The organism is Kitasatospora sp. NPDC042419, assembly GCF_056437345.1.
Map to the genome: position 1 here is coordinate 913 of NZ_JBWKAW010000031.1, position 24177 is coordinate 25089.

Annotated in this window: 14 protein-coding genes; 5 read left to right on the top strand and 9 right to left on the bottom strand. The window is 73.1% G+C overall.

The genetic code is table 11. The features are described 5' to 3' along the window. Positions 1-822: 822 nt before the first annotated feature. The 6 genes from AC067J_RS36395 to AC067J_RS36420 form a co-directional block, all read right to left on the bottom strand. Positions 823-2379 (bottom strand): phenylalanine aminomutase (D-beta-phenylalanine forming), encoded by a 1557-nt coding sequence (locus AC067J_RS36395; RefSeq protein WP_478306686.1) that lies wholly within the window; start codon positions 2377-2379, stop codon positions 823-825. Further along, positions 2376-4001 carry an AMP-binding protein gene (locus AC067J_RS36400; RefSeq protein ID WP_478306688.1) on the bottom strand — a complete coding sequence of 542 codons (1626 nt, stop codon included), beginning with the start codon at positions 3999-4001 and terminating at the stop codon, positions 2376-2378. The genes AC067J_RS36395 and AC067J_RS36400 overlap by 4 nt, the downstream gene beginning before the upstream one ends. Positions 4002-4855: 854 nt before the next feature. Beyond that, positions 4856-5848: a beta-ketoacyl synthase N-terminal-like domain-containing protein gene (locus AC067J_RS36405; RefSeq protein ID WP_478306690.1), complete on the bottom strand. Its 993-nt coding sequence runs from the start codon at positions 5846-5848 to the stop codon at positions 4856-4858. After that, entirely contained in the window at positions 5836-7041 is a 1206-nt protein-coding gene (locus AC067J_RS36410; RefSeq protein ID WP_478306692.1) for a beta-ketoacyl-[acyl-carrier-protein] synthase family protein, read from the bottom strand. The genes AC067J_RS36405 and AC067J_RS36410 overlap by 13 nt, the downstream gene beginning before the upstream one ends. A gap of 5 nt (positions 7042-7046) precedes the next feature. After that, complete coding sequence (locus AC067J_RS36415; protein ID WP_478306694.1) at positions 7047-7289, bottom strand: acyl carrier protein; 243 nt, start codon at positions 7287-7289, stop codon at positions 7047-7049. A 42-nt stretch (positions 7290-7331) separates the two neighbouring features. Further along, positions 7332-8633, bottom strand: a complete 1302-nt coding sequence (locus tag AC067J_RS36420) for an activator-dependent family glycosyltransferase (protein WP_478306696.1) — start codon at positions 8631-8633, stop codon at positions 7332-7334. A gap of 572 nt (positions 8634-9205) precedes the next feature. Here AC067J_RS36420 and AC067J_RS36425 point away from each other — a divergent pair. Next, positions 9206-10519 (top strand): NDP-hexose 2,3-dehydratase family protein, encoded by a 1314-nt coding sequence (locus tag AC067J_RS36425; RefSeq protein WP_478306805.1) that lies wholly within the window; start codon positions 9206-9208, stop codon positions 10517-10519. A 199-nt stretch (positions 10520-10718) separates the two neighbouring features. Here AC067J_RS36425 and AC067J_RS36430 read toward each other — a convergent pair whose 3' ends face one another. Beyond that, positions 10719-11156: a YidB family protein gene (locus AC067J_RS36430; RefSeq protein WP_478306698.1), complete on the bottom strand. Its 438-nt coding sequence runs from the start codon at positions 11154-11156 to the stop codon at positions 10719-10721. 426 nt (positions 11157-11582) lie between these two features. Here AC067J_RS36430 and AC067J_RS36435 point away from each other — a divergent pair, with 426 nt between their 5' ends. The 4 genes from AC067J_RS36435 to AC067J_RS36450 all read left to right on the top strand — a co-directional run bounded on the left by AC067J_RS36435 (position 11583) and on the right by AC067J_RS36450 (position 22146). Then, the gene (locus AC067J_RS36435) at positions 11583-12803 is read left to right on the top strand and encodes a cytochrome P450 (protein WP_478306700.1); all 1221 of its coding nucleotides are present in this window, start codon (positions 11583-11585) and stop codon (positions 12801-12803) included. 41 nt (positions 12804-12844) lie between these two features. Then, the gene (locus tag AC067J_RS36440; RefSeq protein ID WP_478306702.1) at positions 12845-20638 is read left to right on the top strand and encodes an amino acid adenylation domain-containing protein; all 7794 of its coding nucleotides are present in this window, start codon (positions 12845-12847) and stop codon (positions 20636-20638) included. Between the two features lie 98 nt (positions 20639-20736). Then, positions 20737-21297: a DUF1707 SHOCT-like domain-containing protein gene (locus AC067J_RS36445; RefSeq protein WP_478306704.1), complete on the top strand. Its 561-nt coding sequence runs from the start codon at positions 20737-20739 to the stop codon at positions 21295-21297. 75 nt (positions 21298-21372) lie between these two features. Beyond that, the gene (locus AC067J_RS36450; protein WP_478306705.1) at positions 21373-22146 is read left to right on the top strand and encodes an NAD-dependent epimerase/dehydratase family protein; all 774 of its coding nucleotides are present in this window, start codon (positions 21373-21375) and stop codon (positions 22144-22146) included. A gap of 79 nt (positions 22147-22225) precedes the next feature. Here AC067J_RS36450 and AC067J_RS36455 read toward each other — a convergent pair whose 3' ends face one another. Both AC067J_RS36455 and AC067J_RS36460 read right to left on the bottom strand, forming a co-directional pair. After that, the gene (locus AC067J_RS36455; protein ID WP_478306707.1) at positions 22226-23077 is read right to left on the bottom strand and encodes an ABC transporter permease; all 852 of its coding nucleotides are present in this window, start codon (positions 23075-23077) and stop codon (positions 22226-22228) included. After that, a complete protein-coding gene (locus tag AC067J_RS36460; protein ID WP_478306709.1) occupies positions 23074-24060 on the bottom strand; it encodes an ATP-binding cassette domain-containing protein in 987 nt (328 codons plus the stop codon). The genes AC067J_RS36455 and AC067J_RS36460 overlap by 4 nt, the downstream gene beginning before the upstream one ends. Positions 24061-24177: the final 117 nt, after the last annotated feature.

The following is a 24177-nucleotide window of genomic DNA, read 5'->3' on the forward strand; positions in this document are numbered from 1 at the left end:
GCTTTGGGTGTTGGTGTGGGCGTGGTGGTGCTCGGCCCAAGCCCGGGTGTGGGTGTGGGCCCGGCCGGGGGCTCGGGCAGCGCGGGCACGGCGGTCTCAGGCGCAGGTCCAGGTCCGGGTGTGGGCAGGGCGGGCGTGGTGGTTTTCGGTGTCGAGGCGGGCATGGCGGTCCTCGGCCCGGGTTCGGGTGCGGGCAGGGCGGTCCTCGGCTCAGGCCCGGGCGTGGGCGTGGGCAGGGTGGGCGTGGTGGCTTTGGGTGTTGGTGTGGGCGTGGTGGTGCTCGGCCCAAGCCCGGGTGTGGGTGTGGGCCCGGCCGGGGGCTCGGGCAGCGCGGGCACGGCGGTCCCAGGCGCAGGTCCAGGTCCGGGTGTGGGCAGGGCGGGCGTGGCGGTCCCAGGCGCAGGCCCAGGCCCAGGCCCAGGCCCGGGTTCGGGTTCGGGTTCGGCCGTGGGCAGGGTGGGCGTGGTCGTTTTAGGTGTTGGGGCGGGCACGGTGGTGCTCCTCCCAAGCCCGGGCCCGGGTTTGGGTGTGGGCCCGGCAGGGGGCGTGGGCAGCGCGGGCGCGGGCCCGGTGGTCCTCGGCCCGGGCCCGGCAGGGCATGTGGGCAGGGTGGGCGTGGTGGCTTTGGGTGTTGGGGTGGGCAGGGTGGTGCTCGGCCCGGGCCCGGGCCCAAGCCCGGGCCCGGGCCCGGGCCCAAGCCCGGGCGGGGGTTCGGGTGTGGGCCCGGGCCCGGGCCTGGGCCCACACCCGGCTGGGGGTGCGGCCGGGGGCGGGGTGGGTGTGGTGGGTTTGGGTGTCGGGGCAGGCATGCCGGTCCGGTCCTCAACCCAGGCCGGGGTGGGTCAGCAGCCGGCCGGCGAGGTCTTCGACGTACTCGGTGATCGTGATGTCACGGTCAAGGTACGGCACGATCTCCCGGGTCCGTTCGTACAGGACACGGGTGGCGGAGGACAGGCCGTCGGTGCCGCGGATGTCGACGGCCTGGCAGGCACACAGGAGCTCGAACGCCACGACGTGGGCGACGTTGTCGAGGACTTCCCGCGCGCGGCGTGCGGCGACGAAACCGAAGGAGACGATGTCCTGGAAATCGGCGGTCGTGGACAGTGACTGGACGGACATCGGCATGGCCATCGCCCGGGTCTCCGCGGTCAGTGACGCGGTCATGAACTGCCCGCCCATCAACCCCAGCCGCAGGCCCGGGTCCTCCCGGCACAGGAAGGGCGGCAGGCCGTTGCTGTTGCTCTTGTCGAGGTAGCGGTCGATGCGCCGGTTGGAGAGGTTCATGAGGGTGGTCAGGGCGATCACGAGGTGGTCCATCGCCATGGCCACGTACTGTCCGTGGAAGTGGCCGTTGTGGAAGACCTCGGCTTCGTCGGGGTCGACGAGGGGGTTGTCGTTGGAGGAGTTCAGTTCGTCCTCGACGGTGCGTTCGACGGCGGTGAGGCTGTCCAGGACCGGTCCGAGGATCTGGGGTGTGCAGCGTATGGAGTAGGCGTCCTCGATCGATTGGGAGCCGGCTTTCGCGGTGTCGGCGATCTCGTCGGCGAGGAGTTGTTCGACGTCGAGTTCGTCGACGGCGAGTCGGGAGTCGCCGAGTGTGTCCCACAGGTACCGGGCGACCTCGCGCTGTCCGTGGTGGGGTTTGAGTTGGTGGACGCGCGGGTCGAACGGCTTGGTCTTGCCGCCCAGTGCCTCCACGGACAGCGCGGACACCAGCAGGTAGGTCCCAAGGAGGCGGCGGGCCCGCTGCACGTTCAGGGCACCCAGGCCGACCATCCCGGAGGTGCCGTTGATGAGGGCGAGGCCCTCCTTGTAGCTGAGTTCCATCGGGGCGATGCCGGCGCGGCGCAGCGCTTCGGCGCCGGGCAGGACCTCGCCGTTCAGTCGGGCTTTCCACTGGCCGATGCAGACCAGGGCGATGGCGGCGAGGGGGCCGAGGTCGCCGCTGGTTCCCAGTGAGCCCTTCTCCGGTACGCAGGGCACGATTCCCGCGTTCACGACCGCGATGAGTTTGTCGAGGTTGGTGAGGGAGATGGCGGAGTTGCCGCGGGCGAGCGAGGTGATGCGGGAGGCCATGATCGCGCGGACGGTGGCGTCGTCCAGGCGTGTTCCCACGTTGGTCGCCACCGCGTTGAGGAGGTTCTCCTGCAGGCGGCGGGCCAGGGAGACGGGGACGAGCCAGTCGACGAAGCCGCCCATGCTGGTGGTGACGCCGTAGATGATCCGGCCGTCGGCCACGAACTTCTCCAGGGTGCGCCGGGAGGCGTCGACCCGCCCGCGTACCGCGCCGTCCAGGCCCAGCGCGGGGGTCTGTGCGGCGGCGATCGCCTCGATGTCCGCGAGCCGTACGCGGCGCTCCAGGGACAGGGTGTACGTCATGCGGGGCTCCTCGGTGCCGGATCGGTGTGGGTGGGCCCGTCGTGGGCGGCGGTGGTCACCAGGCGGGCGAGCAGGGCCCGGTCGACCTTGCCGTTCTCGGTCAGGGGAAGGTCGCTCAGGGGCCGGATGCGGCGCGGTGTCATGTAGCCGGGCAGGTGCGCGGCGCAGTGGGCGAGTGCGGCGTCCTCGTCGAAGGGGGCCGCGGTGTCGTCGAGGACGACGCCCGCCATCAGGACCAGGTCGCCGCCGCGGGGCACGAGGGTGGCCGCGGCCGCCGTCACGGCGGGCAGCCGGACCAGGACGCTCTCCACGTCGCCCGGTTCGACCCGGTGGCCGCGGATCTGGACCTGGGAGTCGGCGCGCCCGACGAAGTACAGCTCGTGGTGTTCGTCGAGGTAGGCGAGGTCGCCGGTGCGCAGGACCGGTTGCCCGTGCCGCGCATCCCGCGGGTCGGGCACCAGCACCCGGGCGGTGGCGGCGGGGTCGTCCCAGTAGCCGCTGAACAGTGCGGGGCTGCGCAGGTGGATCTCCGCGACGACGCCCGGTTGTGTGACCACCCGTCCGGCCGTGTCGACCAGGATCATCTCGGCTCCGGTGTGGGCGTGTCCGATCGACAGCGTGTGTTGGTGGGCGGGCAGCGGGTCGGGTACGTCGGTGAAGGAGGCGGCCATCGACTCGGTCGCGCCGTAGCCGTTGACCAGGCGGGTGCCGGTCAGCGTCTCCTGGAGCCGGCGCAGTTCGGCGAGGGGGAAGCCCTCGCCGGCGAAGACCACGCAGCGGACCTTGTCCAGCCGTTTCAGGAGGTGCGGGTCGTGGCGCAGGACCGGGCGCCACAGCGAGGGCACGCCGTGGACCTGGGTGGCGTCGGTGTCGCGCAGGAAGGCGACCATGCGCCGGGGCGAGTCGAGGTACTCGCGCCCGACCGGTACCAGGGTCGCGCCGCTGCCGAGGGCGATGCCGATCCCGAACAGCGCGAAGTCGAACGGGAGGGGGGAGGTGACGGCGACGCGGTCGCTGTCGGCGACCAGTCCGTCGGCGATCACGGCGCGCAGGAACGTCACGATCGCCCGGTGGCTCATCACGACGCCCTTGGGGCGGCCGGTGGATCCGGAGGTGAAGACGATGTAGGCGGTGTCGACGGCGAGTACCGGCCGGCGTCGCCGGCTCGGGCGGGCCGGCGGGTGCGGCGGGTGCGGGGTGGTCAACCCGCTGCGTCCGAAGCGTGCGGTGGCGCCGGCCCACGGCAGGTCACGCCGCCGGAGGCCGTCGGCCCGGGCGTAGAGCGCCGGCTCGACGGATCGCAGGATCGCCAGGAGGCGGTTGTCGGGGGTCTGCGGGCCGACCGGGACGAACGGCAGGCCCAGCCGGGAGCAGGCGAGCAGCAGCGCCACCGCCGCCGCGCTCGTGTGTGCCTCCACCACGACCCGGTCGCCGACGTCGAGGCCCAGCGGCTCCAGGGCGCGGGTGTACTCCTCCACGAGCGCGGCGAGTTGCCGGTAGGAGACCTCGGTGAGCGTCCCGCTCTCGTCGGGTTCCACCACGGCGGCCTTGTCCGGTGTACGGGCGGCGGCGGCCAGGAGGTATCCACCGAGGTTGTCCACGACGGGGACCAGCGGCTCCACGGCACCCGCCCGCCGCGCTGCCACGGTGGCTGCCCGATGGGGTTCCGCGGTGTCGGCCTGCCGGGGGCCCACGGTGCCGGCCCGCCGCCGTTCCGCGGCGTCTGCCCGCCGCCGTTCCGCGGCGTCTGCCCGATGGGGGTCCACGGTGTCTGCCTGCTGGGGTGCCACGGTGTCTGCCCAACGGGGTTCCGCGGTGTCGGCCTGCTGGGGGTCCGGGGCGTCGGCCCGCCGAGGTTCCGCGGCGTTGGCCCGATGGGGTTCCACGGCGTCGGCCTGTCGGGGGTCTACGGTGCCGGCCCGCCGGGGTGCCGCGGTGTCTGCCTGTCGGGGTTCCGCGGTGCCGGCCCGCCGGGGTGCCGCGGTGTCTGCCTGTCGGGGTTCCGCGGTGCCGGCCCGCCGAGGCTCCGCGGCGTCTGCAAGATGGGGTGCCACGGTGGCTGCCTGCTGGGGTTCTACGGTGCCGGCCCGCCGAGGTGCCGCGGTGTCTGCCTGTCGGGGGTCTACGGTGCCGGCCCGCCGCCGTTTCACGGCGTCTGCCTGCTGGGGTGCCGCGGCGTCTGCTTGCCGGGGTTCCGCGGTGCCGGCCTGCCGCCGTTTCACGGTGTCTGCCTGCCGGGGTGCCGCGGCGTCTGCTTGCCGGGGTTCCGCGGTGCCGGCCCGCCGCCGTTCCACGGTGTCTGCCTGCCGGGGTGCCGCGGCGTCTGCTTGCCGGGGGTCTACGGCGTCTGCCCGCCGCCGTTCCGCGGGGTCGGCTTGCCGGGGGTCTACGGTGCCGGCCCGCCGAGGCTTCGCGGCGTCGGCCTGCCGGGGCGCCTCGGTGTCGGCCTGCCGGGGGTCTTGGCGCGGTGTGCGGCTCACTGGGCCGCGCCCGTCAGGACGGCGAGGGCCAGCAGGCCGTCGGGGTCGGCCGCGACGACGACGGCGGGCAGCGTCGCCTCCTGCAGGAGGCGTGCGAGCTGCAGCAACGCGTGGGCGCTGTAGCAGTCCCCGATCCGTTCCTCGTCGCTGACGTGTACCGCCCCGGGCAACGCGCGGGCGAGCGCGCCGCGCTGCGCCTCGTCCACCTGCGGCACGCCCGTGTGCCGCAGCGCCACCGCGGACACCTCCGCCGCCCGCACACCCGCCCGCTCCAGCGTCCGGGCGAGCGCGTGGGTGAACCGTCCCGCGCCGAGGTCGGGCACCGCCCGCACGTCCACGGCGGCGAGGACGGCCAGCGGCCCGCGGCCCGCGGCCCGGGCCGCGTCCCCGTCCTCCAGGACGAAAGCGGCCGCGCCCTCGCCCTGGACGACCCGCTCACCGCGGGCCGCCCGGGCCAGCCACGACGTCGGTCCGCCGAACTCCTCCGAGGCACCCGCGACCACCGCGTCGGCGTGCCCGGCCCGCAGCATCACCGCGGCGTGGCGCAGCACGGCGAGGCCGGTCGCGGGCCCGGAGGCGACCGTCGCGTTGGGGCCCCGCAGGCCGTAGGCGATGGCTGTCGCGCCCGCCGGTGAACTGAGCACGCAGTGGGAGGTCTTCGCGGCGGCGACCAGGTGCGGACGCGGCTGGGAGAACGTGTCGGTGCCGAACTCGGCCATGCCGGTGACACTGCCCGCCGCCGTGCCCAGCGTCACACCGATGCGGTCGCGGTTCTCCTCGCCCACCCGCAGGCCCGCGTCGTCGATCGCCCGGCCGCACGCGACCATCGCCAACTGGGCGCTGCGGTGGTTGTACTGGGCGGCCCTGCGCCCGAGCAGCGCCTGACCGTCGAAGGACGCGGCGGTGAACGCCGGACCGGACGGCGGGGTGTGCGCCCGGACGACGGGATCCGGCCAGACCGCTCCCCGGCCCGAGATCACGATGTGCATGGAGCGCTCCCGAAGAGGACGATGGCGTTGTTGCCGCCGAAACCGAAGGCGTTGTTCTGGGCCACGCGCACGGCCGCCCGGCGGGCGCCACCGGCCACGGGATCGATACCGTCCAGCTCCGGATCCCGGTGACGGTGGTTGATGGTGGGCGGGATGAAACCCCCGCTCACCGCCAGCGCGCACGCGATGGCGCCGAAACCGCTGGCCGCCCCCATGGTGTGTCCCAGCATGGACTTGAGGGAGCTGACCGGCGGCGGCGCCGCCCCGTAGACGCGACGCACCGCCTGTGCCTCCACCCGGTCGTTGAGCCGGGTGCCGGTGCCGTGCGCGCTGATGTAGTCGACGTCCCCCGGCCTCACACCGCTGCGCCGCAGCGCGCTGTCCATGGTCCGTGCGACGCTGTGCGGCTCGGGGGCCGAGGGGTGGTGGGCGTCGCAGCCGACCGCGTATCCGAGGACTTCGGCGTAGATGCGGGCGCCGCGTGCGAGTGCGCCGTCCAACGTCTCCAGGACGAGCGCCGCACCGCCTTCCGCGGTCAGCATGCCGTCGCGTTCCCGGTCGAAGGGCCGGCAGGTGTCCTTGGCGAGGGCGCCCAGGCGGCTGAACGCGGCATGGGTGAAGCGGCTCACCGCGTCGGCGCCGCCGGCCACCGCGAGGGGGACCTCTCCGGCGCGGACGAGGTCGTAGGCGTAGCCGATGGCGCAGTTGCCCGCCGCGCACGCGGCCGAGAACGTCATCGTCTCGCCCGTGGCACCGAGTTCCTGGGCGGCGGCCAGGGCCAGGCGGCCGGCGGGCAGTTGCGCGGCCAGCGCGCGGTCGGGGACCGCCGGGCCGTCCAGGTACCAGGACTGCGTCATCGCCACGACGTTCGCGATCTCGCCCGACGTCGTCCCCATCAGGACGGCGGCGTCGTCGCCGAAGTCCCGGATGCCGGCGTCGTCGGCCGCCAGGCGGGCGGCGCACGCGGCGAACAGCGAGGCCCGTCCCCAGTCGGCGACCTTCAGCCGGGTGAGCAGCCGCGCGGGGTCGAAGCCCGTGACCTCGCCCGCCATCTGGTGGTCGAACCCCGACACGTCGAAGGAGGAGATCCGCGAGATCCCGCTCCTGCCCGCCCGCACGGCACGCCCGAACCCGTCCGCTCCGACACCGATACTCGACACCGGCCCGAGGCCGGTGATGACCACGCGGTGCACCGCGGCTACCATCCCGCCGCGTCGGCCACGACCTCGTACGTGGAACGCAGGTCGGTCATCCTCTCCAGGTCACCCGCCTCGATCATGACGCCCCACCGCCGCTCGATACGGCTCATCAGCTCGACGGCCAGCAGCGAGTCGGCGCCCAGGTCGTCGGCGAAGCTGGCGGCCCGCTCCACTTCTTCGGGTTCCACGGTGAAGACGTCCGCTGCCATGTCCCGCAGCTGCGCCATTCGTTCTGACTGCATGGTGGTGTTCCTTCTCGGTGCCGAGGGCGGGACGGGGCCGGTTCAGCGGGTGCGGTGGCGGGCGGCGAGCTCTTCCAGTGCGGGGACGAGTGCGCCGGGTGCGGGCCGGGCGGCCTGTTCCCTGCGGAGCCTGTCGGCGCCGGCGCGGAACGCCGGGTCCTCCAGCAGCCGCAGGAGGGACGCGCGGACCCGTGGCCCGGACAGGTGCGGCCGGGACAGGTAGAGGCCCGCCCGGGCGTTCTCCAGCAGGGGGGCGCGCAGGTCGATGTCGCCGACGACGCGGCCGACCATCAACTGCGGGACGCCGTTGGCGATCGACTCCATGAATGCGGGAATTCCGCCGTGGTGGATCACGGCCGCGCAGGTGGGGATCACCGCGTGCAGGGGGACGAATTCCGTCAGCATCGCGTTGGCGGGAATGTGTTTCAGGTTTCTGCGGACTTTCTCCGGTGCCGTCACCACGAGTTCGATGTCCAGGTCGGCCAGGGAGTCGAGGATGTCCTGCAACTGCCTGACGGAAACGGCCTGGTATTCCCTGCCCTTGTTCTGGCTGATTCCGAAGGTCGCCAGGACGCGCCGCTTCCCCGGGGTGTGGCGGGCCCATGCGGGGACGACGGCGGGACCGTGGTAGGAGACGTAGCGCAGGGGCAGGTGCGGCACGTCGGAGTCCAGCCGCATGGAATCCAGCATGTGGTCGATGGTGAAGTGTCCGGTCACCATCTCCTCGGAGTACGACGCCCCGAACTCCTCGGCGCGGCGCCCCAGCCAGTCGGCCAACGCGTCCTCGCGCTCCTCGGGCGGCTGCCGGTCGCGCAGGCGCAGGAACGCGCGCCGCGACCAGGCGTCGACGTCGATCTCGGAGCGGATGCGCGCGCTGGCCGCGCCCGTCGCGCGGGCCGCGATCGCGCCCGCGTGGCTCATCCACTCCCACACCACCAGGTCCGGCTTCCACCACCGGCAGTAGTCGACCAGGTCCTCGACCATCGGGTCGTTCACGCCCTTGAGGATCTGCGTGAAGTACCTGGTCCGCAGCCGCAGCCGCTCCCAGGTCAGCGCCTCCTCGGTGGCCAGCGCGAAGTCGAAGAAGAAGTCGTCGCGCGAGCCGAGCTGCTCCAGGGTCCGTACGAGGTCCACCTGTTCCTCGGTGAACTGCTCGTACATCGTCTTCAGGACGTCGGGGGGCCCGGCGGGGACCGCGATGAGGCCCGACGAGGTCAGGGACTCGATCAGGTCCGGGCTGCTGGAGACACGCACCTCGTGCCCCGCGGCCTGCAGCGCCCAGCCCAACGGGACCATCGGTTGGAAGTGAGTCCTCCAGGGCCAGGAGACGATGAGGACGCGCACAGCACCAACTCCTTCGTCGACGGCGGGATGTCGAGAACCCTCGGCGCAGGGCCTGAAGCCGGTCTTGGGCCGCTCTTGCCCGCCCGCCGGACCCGCGCCGCCGCCCGCTGGCCCGCGCCGGTCGCGGGCCGGACCTGCGCCGCCGCCCGCCGGGCCTGTGCCGGTCGCGGGCCGCCGCCCGCCGGCCCGCGCCGGACCCGGGCCGGCCGCGGGCCGCGCGCGGGGGCGCGGCAGGGGCCGGCCCCTGCCGGGCGGCCCTCTCGGCCCGGGGGTGATCGGCAAGGCCCCCACGGGGGATCGGCAAGGCGGCCCCCCGGGTTGATCGGCAAGGCGGCCCCGGGGGTTGATCGGCAGGGTCGGCCCCGGTTGATCGGCAAGGGGGCCCCGGGGGTCGATCGGCAAGGCGGGCCCTAGCTGGGCCCAAGCCGGGGCGCCCACACTCTCGCCGCAGGGCAGAGCGATGCCGACGGCATCATCGACGTGGCGGGGAGCCGACGATGCACAGTGTGAGGGACAGTCAGGTTCGGCGGCAGCTCACGGATCGCGAGGATCCCGCGCTGCCCGAGCGCATCATGCGGTCCGCGGCCGCACGGCGCGGCGAGTCGGTGGAGGACGTCACCGCCTGGGTGCAGCGGCGCCGCAAGGAAGTCGACTTCACGGTGGAGCGCATCCCGTTCGAGGACCTCGACGGCTGGTCGTTCTCGTCGGAGACGGGCGACCTCGTGCACCGCAGCGGGCGGTTCTTCACCGTGCAGGGGCTGCGCGTCAGCGTCGGCGAGCGCCCCGAACGAGTGAGCTGGCACCAGCCCATCATCACCCAGCCCGAGGTCGGCATCTTGGGGGTCCTCGCGCGGGAGTTCGACGGGGTCCTGCACTTCCTGATGCAGGCCAAGATGGAGCCGGGCAATCCCGGGATGGTGCAGATCTCGCCCACCGTGCAGGCCACGTACAGCAACTACACCAAGATCCACAAGGGTGCGGACGTCCGCTACCTGGAGTACTTCACCGACCGCTCCCGCGGCCGCATCCTGTCGGACGTGCTGCAGAGCGAGCACGGCTCGTGGTTCCGCCGCAAGCGCAACCGCAACATGGTCGTGGAGGTGCGGGAGCCGGTCCCCGAGCACGAGGACTTCCGCTGGCTCACCCTGGGCCAGATCCACGAACTGCTGGGCCACGACAACACCATGAACTTCGACGCCCGCTCGGCCCTGGCCGGCCTGTACGGGGCGGGTGCCTCCCTCGCCCTGCACACCGACACGGAACTGCTGTCCTGGCTCGCGGCGCGCCGCTCGGTGACCCCGATCGTCGGGGTGCCGGTCTCGCTGGCCGACATCCCGGGCTGGACGCGCGACGAGTACTCCATCCACCACGACCACCAGCGGTACTTCCGCGTCATGGCCGTGGCGGTGCGGGCGGGCAACCGGGAGGTGGGCGAGTGGACCCAGCCGCTGTTCGAACCCAACGACCGGGGCGTCGTCGCGTTCCTGACCCGCACCTTCGACGGCGTGCCGCACGTCCTGGTCACCGCCCGCGCGGAGGCGGGCTTCTCCGACGCCGAGTTCGGCCCCACCGTGCAGTGCGTGCCGCGCAACCACGAGCACCTGCCCGCCGGGCAGCGGCCGCCCTTCCTCGACCTGGTCAGGTCCGCCGCGCCGTCACGCATCCGCTACTCGGCGCTGCACTCGGAGGAGGGGGGCCGCTTCCTCAACGCGGTCAGCCGCTACCTCGTCGTCGAGGCCACCGAGAGCGAGGCACCCCGCCAGGAGCCGCCCGGCTTCCGCTGGGTCTCCCGCGACCAGCTCGCCGCGTTCACCCGCTACAGCCACTACGTCAGCGCACAGGCCCGTACCCTGCTGATGTTCCTGAACACCCTGGAGGAGGCGTAACGGGCGGGCGCCACGGCGCCACCCGCCGCAACGCCCGCCCGCAGACCCCCGCGCAGCGACGCAGCGCCACCCGGAGACCCTCGCGCAGCGACGTAGCGCCCGCCCGGGGGACCTCCGCGCAGCGACGTAGCGCCCGCCCGGGGACCTTCGCGCAGCGCTGCGGCGCCACGCAGGGGGACCCCCGCGCAGCGCCGCCGTGCTACGCGGAGAGCTTCGCGAGGAGGATCCGCGCGATCCCCAGCGCGACCGCCGGCGGGTTCTCGGGGTCGACGACCAGGGTGCCCCGGGGGGAGGCCCCGTCCACGAGTGCCGGCAGCTTCTCGATCGCCTCGGCGACGACGTCGTCGACCGACAGTCCCGAAGCCCCGGCGAGGGCCTCCAGGTTGTCCAGGCCTATGCCGTTGACCACGTCCTGGCGCAGCAGCGGGGTGTTGGCGCCCGTTGAAACCCAGGACTTCGCTTGGTACACCTGGGAGAGCGGAATCACGAGCCCCTGGGATTCGGCTCGGGCGACCGCTTCCCCACTCGTCTCCGTGATGCCCGGTTCGGGTATCACGGCGACACAGAAGTAGCCGTCCAGATTTCCGGACGCGCCGTCGTCGCCCTGCCCGGCAGGGGTGGAAAGATTCTCGGTCACGTGGACTCCATGGAGTTCGAAAAGGGCGGTCCGGGAATATCGGCCGGCCCATTCGATCGGGCGGCGAACCGCCCGGCCATGCTCCCACCGAGGGTCTTGCCGGACAAGGTCGGTGCCGCCGCCCCGGCGCGGGCCCCGGAGGAATTCCCCGACACCCGCGACTGTCCTGGCGACCGGACAGCGGGGGAGCCGGGCGAAATCCGGGCCGGCCCGCACCGGGGCCGGCCGCGTGACGGCCCGCGTCGCACTCCGCGACGCAGTCCGCCTCGAAGTCCACCTCGAAGTCCGCGACGCACTCCGCGACGCAGTTCACCCCGAAGTCCGCGTCGCAGTCCGCGTCGAAGTCCGTCCGGGCGCCGAGCACCGCCGGCGGACCCCGGAATCCGTTGTGAGTTCCCAGTGCCAGGAAAAGGCGGGAGAACAATCGTGAACACCCTGAGCGTTGATTGCGCCGACCTGACCGACCCGCGTACCTTCCTCGCACCCGATGCCGAACTCGTGGAGATGTGGCGCCGCTTCCGGTCGGCGAGCCCGGTCCACTGGCACGAGGTGCGGGGCCGCGCCGTGCCCGGCTTCTGGGTGCTCTCGCGCTACCACGACGTGATGGAGGTCTACCGCGACAACCGGCGCTTCACCTCCGAGTCCGGCAACGTGCTGGCGACCCTGCTGGAAGGCGGGGACTCCGCCGCGGGCAAGATGCTCGCCGTCACGGACGGCCAACGCCACCGCGAACTGCGCAACCTGATGCTGAAGGCGTTCGCGCCCCGGGCCCTGGAGCCGGTCGTCGCCGCCGTGCGCGAGCGCACCGACGCCCTGGTGCGCGACGCCGTCGAGGCCGGCGACTGCGACTTCGCCAAGGACGTCGCCGAGCGCATCCCGATGGCCACCATCGCCGACCTGCTGGGCGTGCCCGCCGCCGACCGCGACGACCTGCTCGTCCTGACGAAGGAGGCACTCAGCACCGAGGACGAGGGCAGCTCCGCGGACGAGGCGGTCGTCGCACGCAACGAACTGCTCTTCTACTTCGCGGAACTGGCCGCGCAGCGGCGCAAGGACCCGCGCGAGGACGTCCTCAGCGTCCTGGTGACCAGCACGATCAACGGCGAGCCCCTCACCGAGCAGGAGATCATCTTCAACTGCTACAGCATCATCATCGGCGGCGACGAGACCAGCAGGCTCTCGATGATCAGCGGCATGCGCGCCCTGATGGAGCACCCCGAGCAGTGGCGGCGCCTCAAGAGCGGCGACGTCACCGTCGACAGCGCCGTCGAAGAGGTCCTGCGCTGGGTCACCCCCGCCATGCACTTCGGCCGCCGCGTCCGCGAGGACGTCGAGATCGGGGGCCGGCTCCTGCGCGCCGGCGACGTCGTCACGCTCTGGAACAGCTCGGCCAACTACGACGACGACCTCTTCACCGACCCCGCCTCCTTCGACCTGGGCCGCACCCCCAACAAACACCTGGCGTTCGGCTACGGACCGCACTTCTGCCCCGGCGCCCACCTCGGCCGGGCCGAGATCGCCGCCCTCCTCTCGGCCCTGCGCACCCACGTCGCCCAGGCCGCGCCGAGGGGCCCGGCCAGGCCCGTCCACTCCAACTTCCTGCACGGGTACAGCAGTCTGCCGGTCTCCTTGAGCCCAGCCAGGTAGTCCTCGACCCCCACAACCGCCCCGAGACCCTGGAGAAGTTCGTGAGCGACCCACGAGGATCGTCCGCCGACGCGCCGCCCGCCGGGACGGAGGTTCCTCCGGCCACCTTCACCGAACTGTTCGAGGCACGCGTACGCGAGGCGCCGCACGACCCGGCCGTCGAGTGCGCCGACACGACCCTGACCTACCGGCGGCTGAACGCCTCGGCGAACCGCTACGCGCACTGGCTGATCGGCCGCGGCATCGGCCCCGAACACACCGTGGCCCTCGCGATGCCGCGCTCCGTCGAGCAGATCGCCGCCCTGCTCGGCATCCTGAAGGCCGGCGCCGCCTACCTGCCCTTCGACCTCGGCCACCCGCACCGGCGCATCGCCTACATGGCGGCCGACGCCGCCCCGAAGGCCGTGCTCACCACCCGGGCCGCCGCCGACCGGCTGCCCGCGGACCTCGACGCGGACGTCCTGGCCGTGGACGCACCGCACACCGCCGCACCACGCCGCACCGCACCGCACACCAACCCCCTCGACTCGCACCGCACCACCCCGCTGAGCGTGGCCAACGCCGCCTACGTCATCTACACCTCCGGCTCCACCGGCCGCCCCAAAGGCGTGACGGTCACCCACCGCGGACTCGCCGCACTGCGGGCCGAGGCCGTACGCGTCGGCGAACTCGCCACCGGCACGGGCGCCCGGGTACTGCAGTACGCGGCACTCGGCTTCGACATGTCGGTCTGGGACCTGGTGAGCGCCCTGACCACCGGCGCCCTGCTCGTCCTGCCGGCCCAGGAACAACTCGTCGGCGAGGACCTGGCCGCCTTCCTGGAACAGCGCCGGGTGACACACGCGACCCTGCCGCCCAGCGTCCTCGCCACCCTGCCCCCGGGCAGCGCCGAATCCCTGGACCACCTGCGCGTCCTGGTCGTCGGGGGAGAGGCGAGCACCCCCGCCCTCGTGGCCCGATGGGGCGCGCGGCGACGGCTGTTCAACGCCTACGGCCCCACCGAGGCCACCGTGTGGGCCACCTTCGCCGGACCGCTGCGCGACGGCGCGGTGCCGATCGGCACCCCGATGACCGACGCCCGCGCCTACCTGCTCGGCCAGGACCTCGCACCCGTCGCCCACGGCCAGGCCGGCGACCTCTACCTGGCGGGACCGGGCCTGGCCCGCGGATACCTGGGGCGCCCCGCCCAGAGCGCCACACGCTTCCTGGCCGACCCCCACGGCCCCGCGGGCGCACGCATGTACCGCACCGGCGACGTGGCCCGAACCGGCGCCGACGGCCGACTGGAATACCTGGGCCGCAGCGACGACCAGGTGAAACTGCGCGGACAGCGCATCGAACTCGGCGAGGTCGAGGCGGCCCTGGCCACCCACCCGAGAGTGCGCCAGGCCGCCGCCGTCGTCCACGACAACGGCACCGCAGGACGACACCTGGCCGGCTACGTCGTACCGGAGCCCGACACCGGCGCCCCGCGGGAGGAGCCCGCCGCCGCGACCGGACAGCTCACCCTGGGCCCGGGACTCGGCGCGGCCGAACTGCGCGCCTACCTCGCCCGGCGACTGCCGCAGGCCATGGTGCCCGCAACGATCACGGTCGTCGACGAGATGCCGCTCACCCCCAACGGCAAGACCGACCGCGGCGCGCTGCCCCGCCCGCAACTGCGCGCCGCCGACTACCGCGCCCCCCGCACCCCGGCCGAGACCGTCCTCGCCCACTGCTTCGCCGAGGCGCTCAGCCTCACCCGGGTCGGCATCGACGACGACTTCCTGTCCCTGGGCGGAGACAGCATCCAGGCCCTGCGGGTCGCCTCACAGCTGCGGGCACGAGGAGTGGACGTCTCCTTCCGGCAGATCTTCGAGGCCCGCACCGTGGCCGCCCTCGCCGACGCGATCGCCGCCGCACGACCGCACCCCGCCCCCCGAAGCGCCGACGAGCCGCCACACCTGCCGGCGCACCTGCCGGCCACCCACCTCCTGCACGAACTCGGACCCGGCGCCGCACGACACTGCCAGGCCACACTCCTCGACCTCCCCCACGGCCTCGACCGGACCCGCCTCACCACCGTGGTGGGCGCGCTGATCGACCACCACGACATGCTCCGCGCCCGCGTCACCCGCACCGACGAAGGCGCACTCCTCGTCGCCCCGCCGGGCACCGTCACCGCGGACCCCCTGATCCACCGCGTCACCACCGACGCCCCCTGGCACGCCGCACCGGACACCGAACGGGCCAAGGAGTGGGGACACCTCCTGCAGAGCGAACTCGACGCCGCCGCCGCCCGACTGGACCCGGCGAGGGGCCCGGTGGCGCAGTTCACCTGGTTCGACGCGGGCAGCCACCACACGGGCCGGCTGCTGATCGTCCTGCCCCACCTCCTGGTGGACGCCCACTCCTGGCGCATCCTGCTCGCCGACCTCGCCACCGCCGCGCAACAGCTCGAACGCGGCCGGGACATCGCACTGCCCCCGGTCACCGCACCACTGCGCTCCCTGGCCCGCGCCCTCACCCGGGAAGCACACCGGCCCGCACGCGTCGCCGAACTCGACACCTGGCTCGCCGCCCTCGACGGGCCCGACCCCGCCCTCGCCACCGCCCACGCCACCGCCCACCGCGACCCCGCCGACACCACACCCCCCGCACCGGTAAACGCCCGCCTCCTGCTCCCCGCCACCACCACCCACACCCTCCTGACCGCCCTCCCGCCGGCCTTCCGCTGCACCGTCGAGGACGGCCTGCTCACCGCCCTCGCCATGGCGCTCGCGAAGCGACGGGCAGCCCACGGCGCCGATGCGTCCACCGTGCTGATCCGCCTGGACGAACCCGGCCGACCGACGGCCGGCGTGGCCGGCGCCGACCCCTCGCGGACCGCCGGCCGCCTCACCACAGCCACCCCGGTACGCCTCGACATCACCGGAACCGACCTGCACGAGGCCTTCGCGGGCGGCCCCGCCACCGGCACCGCCCTCAAGACGGTCAAGGAACACCTGCGCGCCCTGCCCGACCGCGGCATCGGCCACGGCCTCCTGCGCCACCTCAACCCCACCACCGCCGCCGCCCTGGAGCGCTCCCCGAGCGGCCGGACCTCCTTCGCCCACCTGGGCCGCTTCCCGGCCCCCGCCACCGCGCCGCCCGGTGCGGGATTCACCCCGGCCGAGGGATGGACCGTGCCACGGGCCGCCGGCGCCGCCGCCGACGTCGACCTCGCCCTGCGCACCGCCCTCCTCGACACCCCCGACGGCCCACGCCTCCAAGCCGACTTCACCGCCGCCGCCGGCGCCCTCACCACCACCGAACTCCAGGAACTGACGCACCTGTGGAACCTGGCAATCGACGCGATCTCCCGGCACGCCGCCCGCACCGGCGCCGGCGGCCTGACCCCCTCCGACGTGCTCCTGAGCGGCGTCACCCAACAGGAACTCGACGACCACCGGCAGCACTACCCGGGCCTGTCCGACATCTGGCCCCTCGCACCGCTGCCACAGGGACTGCTGGTGCACTCCCTGATGGAACACGAGACCTCCGCCGACGTCGACACCTACCAGGTCCAGTACACCCTGCGCCTGTCCGGACGACTCGACCCCGCACGCCTGCGCACCGCCGCACAGGCCCTCCTCGACCGCCACCCCGCCCTGCGGGCCGCCTACGCGCCCGGCCCCGACGGCACCCTCGTCCAGTACATCGTGGACGGCGTCGAACTGCCCTGGCAGTACCTCGACCTCAGCGGCCTCGGCGAAACCATGCGCGACACCGCCTACCGCCAGTTCCTGCCCAACGACCTCGCGCTCCACTTCGACCTCACGGTGCCACCGGTCCTGCGCATGTCCCTGCTCACCCTGGCCGAGGACCGCCACGCACTGGTCCTCTCCGCCCACCACGCCACCCTCGACGGCTGGTGCCTGCCCCTGCTCGCCCAGGACCTGATGCGCCTCTACGCCACCCAGGACCCGACCGCGCTCCCACCCGCCCCCAGCTACCGCGACTACCTCGCCTGGCTGGGCCGACAGGACACCCAGGAGACGGCCCGCGCCTGGGCGCGGGAGCTGGCCGGCCTGACCCGGCCGACACTGCTCGCCACCACCACCCCCGCAGGCCCAGCCGCCACCGCCACGGCCGGACCGGCCGCCACCGCCGGTCCGGCCGCCGGCACCGCCCGCATCGACATCCCCCTGTCGAACGCCGCGGCCCTCGCACTGCCGGACCGGGCCGCCGACCTCGGGATCACCCTCAACACCCTGGTCCAGGGCGCCTGGGCCGTCGTCCTCAGCCACCTCACCGGCCACCGGGACGTGGTCTTCGGAGCCGCCGTCGCGGGACGGCCCGCCGAACTGCCCGACGCGGACCGCATGATCGGAACCTTCATCAACACCGTCCCCGTACGGGTACGCTGCGACCCCCACGAGAGCGCCGCACACCTGCTGGAACACCTCCAGCAACGCCAGGGAACCCTCCTGGGCCGCCCGCCCTGCCCCCTCGGCGCGATCCAGAGCGCCGCCGGACTGCCGGCACTCTTCGACACCGTCATCGGCTTCGAGTCCTTCCCCCACGACAAGGAAGCCACCGCCCGGGCGGCCCGGGCGGCCGGCTTCGCCGTCACCGGCATCGCCCTGCACTCCCTCAACCACTTCCCGCTCACCGTCTTCGCCCACCCCGACGGCGACCGCCTGCGCCTGAACCTGCAGTACCAGTGCCACCTGATCGACCAGGAACACGCACACAAGATCGCCGAACTCCACGGGCGGGTCCTCGAACGCCTCGCCGCCGACACCCGGACACCACTGGGCGACCTCCTCACCGAACCACCCGCACCACAACCCACCACCACCACCACCACCACCACCACCGCCGCCACCGCCGCCACCACCGCCGCCACCGCCGCCGCCACCGCCGCCACCGCCGCCGCCACCGCCACCACCACCGCCACCACCGGCACCGCCACCGGCACCGGCACCGGGCACCCCGCCCCGACCCGGGAACTGCCCGCCCCGAGCGACACGGCACACCACCAGGCCCCCACCGAGCACCACCAGGCACCGGCACCGGCACCGGCACCGCAACCACCCGAGCGCTGCATCCACGAATGGTTCGAGGCCGTGGCGGCCGCCACCCCCGACGCGCCCGCCGTCACCGCCGCCGACCGCACCCTCACCTACCGCGAACTGAACGCACGCGCCAACCGCCTGGCCCGCCACCTGCGGGACCTGGGCGTGGGACCCGAGACCCCGGTCGCGCTGCGCCTGGAGCGCACCGAGCACCTGGTCGTCGCCGTGCTCGCGGTGCTCAAGGCCGGCGGCGCGTACGTGCCGATCGACCCCGCCGCCCCCGCCGACAGGGCGGCCCTGGTCCTGCGCGAGTGCGCGCCGCGCCTGCTGCTGACCGACAGCGCCCGCCACCCGGACCAGGACCGCGCCCGGTGGCCGGTCCCGGTCCTCGACGTGCGCGCGCACGCCGAGCGGTGGAGCGCACTTCCGGCCGAGGACCTGCCGGACACCGGTGTCCGGCCCGCCCACGCGGCCTACGTCATCCACACCTCCGGCTCGACGGGCACCCCGAAGGGCGTCACGGTCGAACACCGCAACGTCGTACGGCTGTTCACCACCACGCGCGAGCACTTCGGCTTCGGCGGACAGGACGTGTGGGCGCTGCTCCACTCGTTCGCCTTCGACTTCTCGGTGTGGGAGATGTGGGGCGCGCTGCTGCACGGCGGCACCCTGGTCGTCGTGCCGCAGGAGGTCGCCCGCAGCCCGAAGGAGCTGTACCGGCTGCTGTGCTCCTCGCGGGTGACGGTGCTGAACCAGACGCCGACGGCCTTCCGGCAGCTGATCGCGGCCCAGGGCGAGGACGGCGCGCCGCACGCCCTGCGGGTCGTGGTGTTCGGCGGCGAGGCACTGAACCCGGCGCTCCTCAAGGCGTGGACGCGGCGCGAGGTCAACCGCGGCACCCGGCTGGTGAACATGTACGGCATCACGGAGACCACGGTGCACACCACCCACCACCTCCTGACCGGGGCCGACACGGACCGGTCCGTCAGCCCGATCGGCCGGCGCCTGCCGGACCTGCGCACCCACGTACTCGACCGGAACCTGCGGCCGGCCCCGGTCGGCGAGGTCGGCGAGCTGTACGTCGCCGGCGCGGGCGTGGCGCGCGGCTACCTCAACCGGCCGGCACTGTCCGCCCAGCGCTTCCTCGCCGACCCGTTCGCCGAGGTGCCCGGCGCACGGATGTACCGCTCCGGGGACCTGGTGCGGTGGCTGCCCGACGGGACGCTGGAGTACCTGGGGCGCAACGACGACCAGGTGAAGGTCCGGGGCTTTCGGATCGAGCTCGGGGAGATCGAGACCCGGCTCGCCGAACACCCGGCGCTCCAGGACGCGCGGGTCCAGGTCCGCGACCACGGCGACGGCGACCGGCGCCTGGTGGCCTACCTCGTCCCCGCGGCGGACCGCGCGCCCGCGGTCCTCGAACTGCTCCGCCTGGAACGCACCGAGGGCGACGCCCACCCGCCGGTGCGCGAACTGCCCAACGGCATGACGGTGTTCCACCACAACAGGAGCGAGACGGACTTCGTCTACGACGAGGTGTTCACGCGCGAGGAGTACCTGCGCGGCGGCATCACCGTCGACAACGGCGACACGGTCGTCGACGTGGGCGCCAACATCGGCCTGTTCACCCTGTTCGCCGCGGACCGCAACCCCGACGGCCGCCTCTACGCCTTCGAACCGCTCCCCCCGCTGCACGAGACCCTGCGCCGCAACGTCGAACTCCACGGCCTGGACGTCACGCTGTTCGACTGCGCGCTGGGCGCGACCGCGCAGGAGGAGACCTTCACCTTCTACCCGCACAACACCGTCAACTCCACCCGCGCCGCGACCGCGCCCGAGGCACGCGACCTGGTGCGCGCCTACCTGCGCAACAAGGCACAGCCGGCCGACGGCGAGCGGCCCGGCGCCGCCGCGCGGGACCTGATCGAGGAGGTCGTCGAATCCCGCCTGGAGAGCCGGACGTTCACCTGCCGCGTGCGGACCCTCTCGGAGGTCGTCGAGCAGGAGGCCATCGAGCGGATCGACCTCTTGAAGATCGACGTGGAGGGCGCCGAGCACGAGGTCCTCAAGGGCATCCGCCCCGAGCACTGGCCGAGGATCCGGCAGCTCGCCGTCGAACTCCACGACGTCGACGGCAGGCTGGCCGAGGTCGAGGCGCTCCTCAAGGGCCACGGCTTCGACGTCGTGTGCGAACAGGACGGCGGCCTGCTGCACGACACGGTGCTCTACAACGTCTACGCCCGGCGCCCGGGCGGCCGCGCCGCGGCCCCGGGCCCCGGCACGACGACGACGGCGACGGCGACGACGACGAAGGCGACGACGGCGGCGGCGGCCCGGCGGCGGTGGTCGGGGCGGGCCGCGCTGGTCGACGACGTGCGCGACGGCCTGCGCGAGGTGCTGCCGGAGTACATGCTGCCGTCCGCCTACGTCCTGCTGGAGGCGCTGCCGCTCAATCGCAACGGCAAGCTGGACCGGGACGCGCTGCCCGAACCCGGGCGCGCGCACCGGGACTTCACGCCTGCGCGCACCCCGGCGGAGCGGGAGCTGTGCGCCTTGATAGCGGAGGTCCTGCACGTCGACCGGGTGGGTGTCGGCGACAACTTCTTCGATCTGGGCGGCGATTCGCTGCTGGCGTCCGGTCTCACCGGCCGGATCGGAAGGAAGCTGGGGGTCAGGGTGCTCATCAACGAGGTGTACGGAGCGTCCGACGTTGCGGCGCTGGCGCGCATCGTCGACAATGCTCCGAGGGACCGTTCGCCGCGGTTGCGCAGGAGGGGCACGGGGGACGGGACCTGATTCGTCCGATCGTGTGACACGGGCCCGAGCCGGCCCGGGCATACCCGTGCAGTGGGAGCCTGCTCTTCGGAAAGCTGCGGGCACTTCACTGACCTGACATGGGAGTTGACGACATGGCCTCCCGGCCGAAGGACCCGGACACGCTCATCGGCGACGATGACCGTGACCGGACCACACAGCTGTTGAAGGACGCGTACGCGAAGGGGCAGCTCACGCACCAGCAGTTGGACCAGTGCCTCGAACAGGTGCTGAGCGCCAGGACGCGGGGCCAGCTCGACGTGGCCGTGGCCGGGCTGCCGGCGAGGAGTCGGGAGGACCGGTTCACGATCGCCGGGGTGAGCGGGCTGATCCTGCGGCGCGGTCGGTGGCGGGTGCCCGCGGAGCTCACGGTCGCCTCGCCCCTGGGCCGGGTGTACCTGGACCTGTCCCGGGCGGTCATCGAGGATCCGGTCGTCGACCTCGAACTGCTGGTCGGCGTGGGGCGCGTGAGGATCATCGTGCCGCGCGGCTCGACCGTCGACCTGGAGGACGTGGAGACCGGCCTCAAGGGCCTGTCCTACAAGCCCGGCCGCTCCGCCGGTTCCGGCGGTCCGCGGATCCGGATCCACGGGACGGTCGGCATGCGGAAACTGACGGTACGTCATTCGCTGTTCCGCTGATCCGCCCTCCTCGGCCCGGGAGCCCGTGAGGCGGATCGGCGCGGCGGCGTTCCCGAGCCGAGGAGTCGGAGCAACGTGCAGATCATCGGTCGCGGCTTTCTCGCCCGGTGCCTATCGGAGGCCTTCGCGGAGCGGTTTCCCGAGGTCACCGCGATCGCCGCCGGCGTGTCCAGTCATTCCACCGTCGCGCCCGAGGAGTTCGTCCGGGAGGCCGAGCTGGTGCACGAGGTCCTGCGCGAGTGCGGGCAGCGCCGTCGCACGGTGCTGTTCTTCTCCTCGGCCTCGTTCGCGGTGTACGGGTCCACCGGCGCCCTGTGCGCCGAAGGGGACCATCTGGCGGCCCCGCCCGCGGGCTACGGCAGGAACAAGTTGGCGCTGGAGTCGGCGATCCGCGAGTCGGGGGTCCCGCACCTGATCCTGCGGCTGAGCCATCTGGTGGGCCGCCACCAGCGGGCCCACCAGCTGCTGCCCGGGCTGACGCGGCAGGTGCTCGCCGGTGCCGTGCGCGTGCAGCAGGGCGTCCACCGGGACCTGCTGGACGTGAACGACCTCCTCGACGCCATCGGGCGACTGCTCGGCCAGGGCGTGCGGGACGAGGTCCTCAACGTGGCGTCCGGGGCGCCGCAGCCCGTGGAGGCGATCCTGGACGGCATCGAGAGGCGGCTGGGCACGAGGGCGGTGCGCACCTGCGTTCCCGGCGGCACGGCGGTCACCCGCGTCTCGATCCGCCGCCTCCGGCGCCACGTTCCCGACTTCCGCCCCGGGCTGCGCAGCGCGGCGGACTACCTGGACGACCTCCTGGACGCCTACGTGCCGTACTACGCGCAGCGGCCGGCCGGGGACGGGTGACGCCTCGCGCGGACGACGGGAGCGGGGCAGGGGATCCGTCCCCTGCCCCGCTCCCGTCGTCCGCCGTGGTGGCGGCCCGTCAGGACGTGGCGGTGCGCCGGTACTTGCGCACGGCCAGAGTGCGGAAGACGACGATGATGATCACCGAGTAGATCAGCGACGCCTCGATCGGGTGCTGCATCGGCCAGGCGTCCCTCGCGCCGGTGCCCGGGTTGCCGAACAGCGTGCGGGCGGCCTGCACGGTGGCGCTGAAGGGGTTCCATTCGGCCATGTACCGCAGGGGGGTCGACATCCGGGTGGGGTCCACGAAGGCGTTGGAGATGAACGACACCGGCAGGATCCACAGCATGGGGGCCGACGAGGCCGCCTCCGGGGAGCGCGAGGCCAGTCCGGTCAGTGCGCCGACCCAGGTGAAGGCGTAACCCAGCAGGAACAGCAGCGCGAAGCCGGCCAGCATCTTGAGCACGCCCTCGTGGAAGCGCCAGCCGACCGCCGCGCCGACGGAGCCCAGCACCACCAGGACGAGGGCGATCGTCACCGCGTCGGACAGGGTGCGGCCGGTGAGCACCGCGCCGCGTGCCATCGGCAGCGAGCGGAACCGGTCGACGAGCCCCTTGCGCATGTCGTCGGCGATGCCCGCGGCGGTCGCGATGACCGAGAAGATGACGGTCTGGGCCATGATGCCGACCACGTTGAACTCACGGAACGCCGCACGGTCCGTGGTGCCGCCGATGTTGACCGAGCCGGCGAACACGAAGGTGAACATCACGATGAAGATGGTCGGCTGGATCAGCATGAACAGGATCATGCCCGGCGCACGCTTGACCCGGGTCAGCCCGCTCTTGGCGATGATGAGCGAGTCGCGGATTGATTGGCCGACGGCGCCGCCCGTGGGCGGCCGGACGGCGGGCGGCTCGGACAGGACGGTCACTTTCCGGACTCCTTCACTGAAACGTCCTCGGTGGCCCCGCCGGTGTCGGCGGAGCGGCCGGTGAGGGCGATGAACACGTCGTCCAGGGTCGGACGGCGCAGCGCGATGTCGTCGAAGGGGATGCCCACTTCGTCCAGCCTGCGGATGATGCCGCCGAGCGAGCGGGAGCCGTTGGAGACCGGCACGATCAGCTTGCGGGCCTGCTCCTCGATGGACACCTCGCCCCGGCCCTCCGCGGCTATCACCAGGCCGGCGCCGGTGAGGTCCTCGCCCTCGGGGAGGGTCAGCTCGACCCGCTCGTTGCCGACGCGCGCCTTGAGTTCGTCGCTCGTGCCGTAGGCGAGGACGCGGCCGTGGTCGATGACGCAGATCGAGTCGGCGAGTTGGTCGGCCTCCTCCAGGTACTGCGTGGTCAGCAGCAGCGTCGTCCCGTCGGCGACCATCGCGCGGATGACCTCCCACAGCACCAGGCGGCTGGTGGGGTCCAGGCCCGAGGTCGGCTCGTCGAGGACCATCACGGCCGGCTTCATGAGCATGGCCGCCGCGAGGTCGAGACGGCGCCGCATGCCGCCGGAGTAGGTCTTGGCGGTCCGGTCGGCGGCGTCCTCCAGGTCGAACAGCGCCAGCAGTTCCTTGGCGCGGGCCACCGCGTCGCGCTTCCTCAACTGATAGAGCTGGCCGATCAGTTGAAGATTCTCTCGCCCGGTGAGGAACTCGTCGACCGCGGCGAACTGCCCCGCCATGCCGAGCGAGCGGCGCACCGTGTCCGGGTCCTTGACGACGTCCGCCCCGAGGACGGTCGCGCGCCCGGCGTCGGGCCTGAGAAGGGTGGTGAGGATCCGCACGGTGGTGCTTTTGCCGGCGCCGTTGGGGCCGAGCAGACCGAGCACGGTTCCCTGCGGGACGACCAGGTCGACACCGTCCACCGCTCGCACGTCGCCGAAGTGTTTCACCAGGCCCTCGGCGTGGATGGCCTCTGGCATATAGAGCAACTCCTGTGGTCTGAAAGGGTTGCGGACATGTGTGGGCACTCGGCGGCACAGGCTGGACAGTGCCTGCGGCCGAACCCTGCCCTAGGACTGTGGCACGCGATATATCGC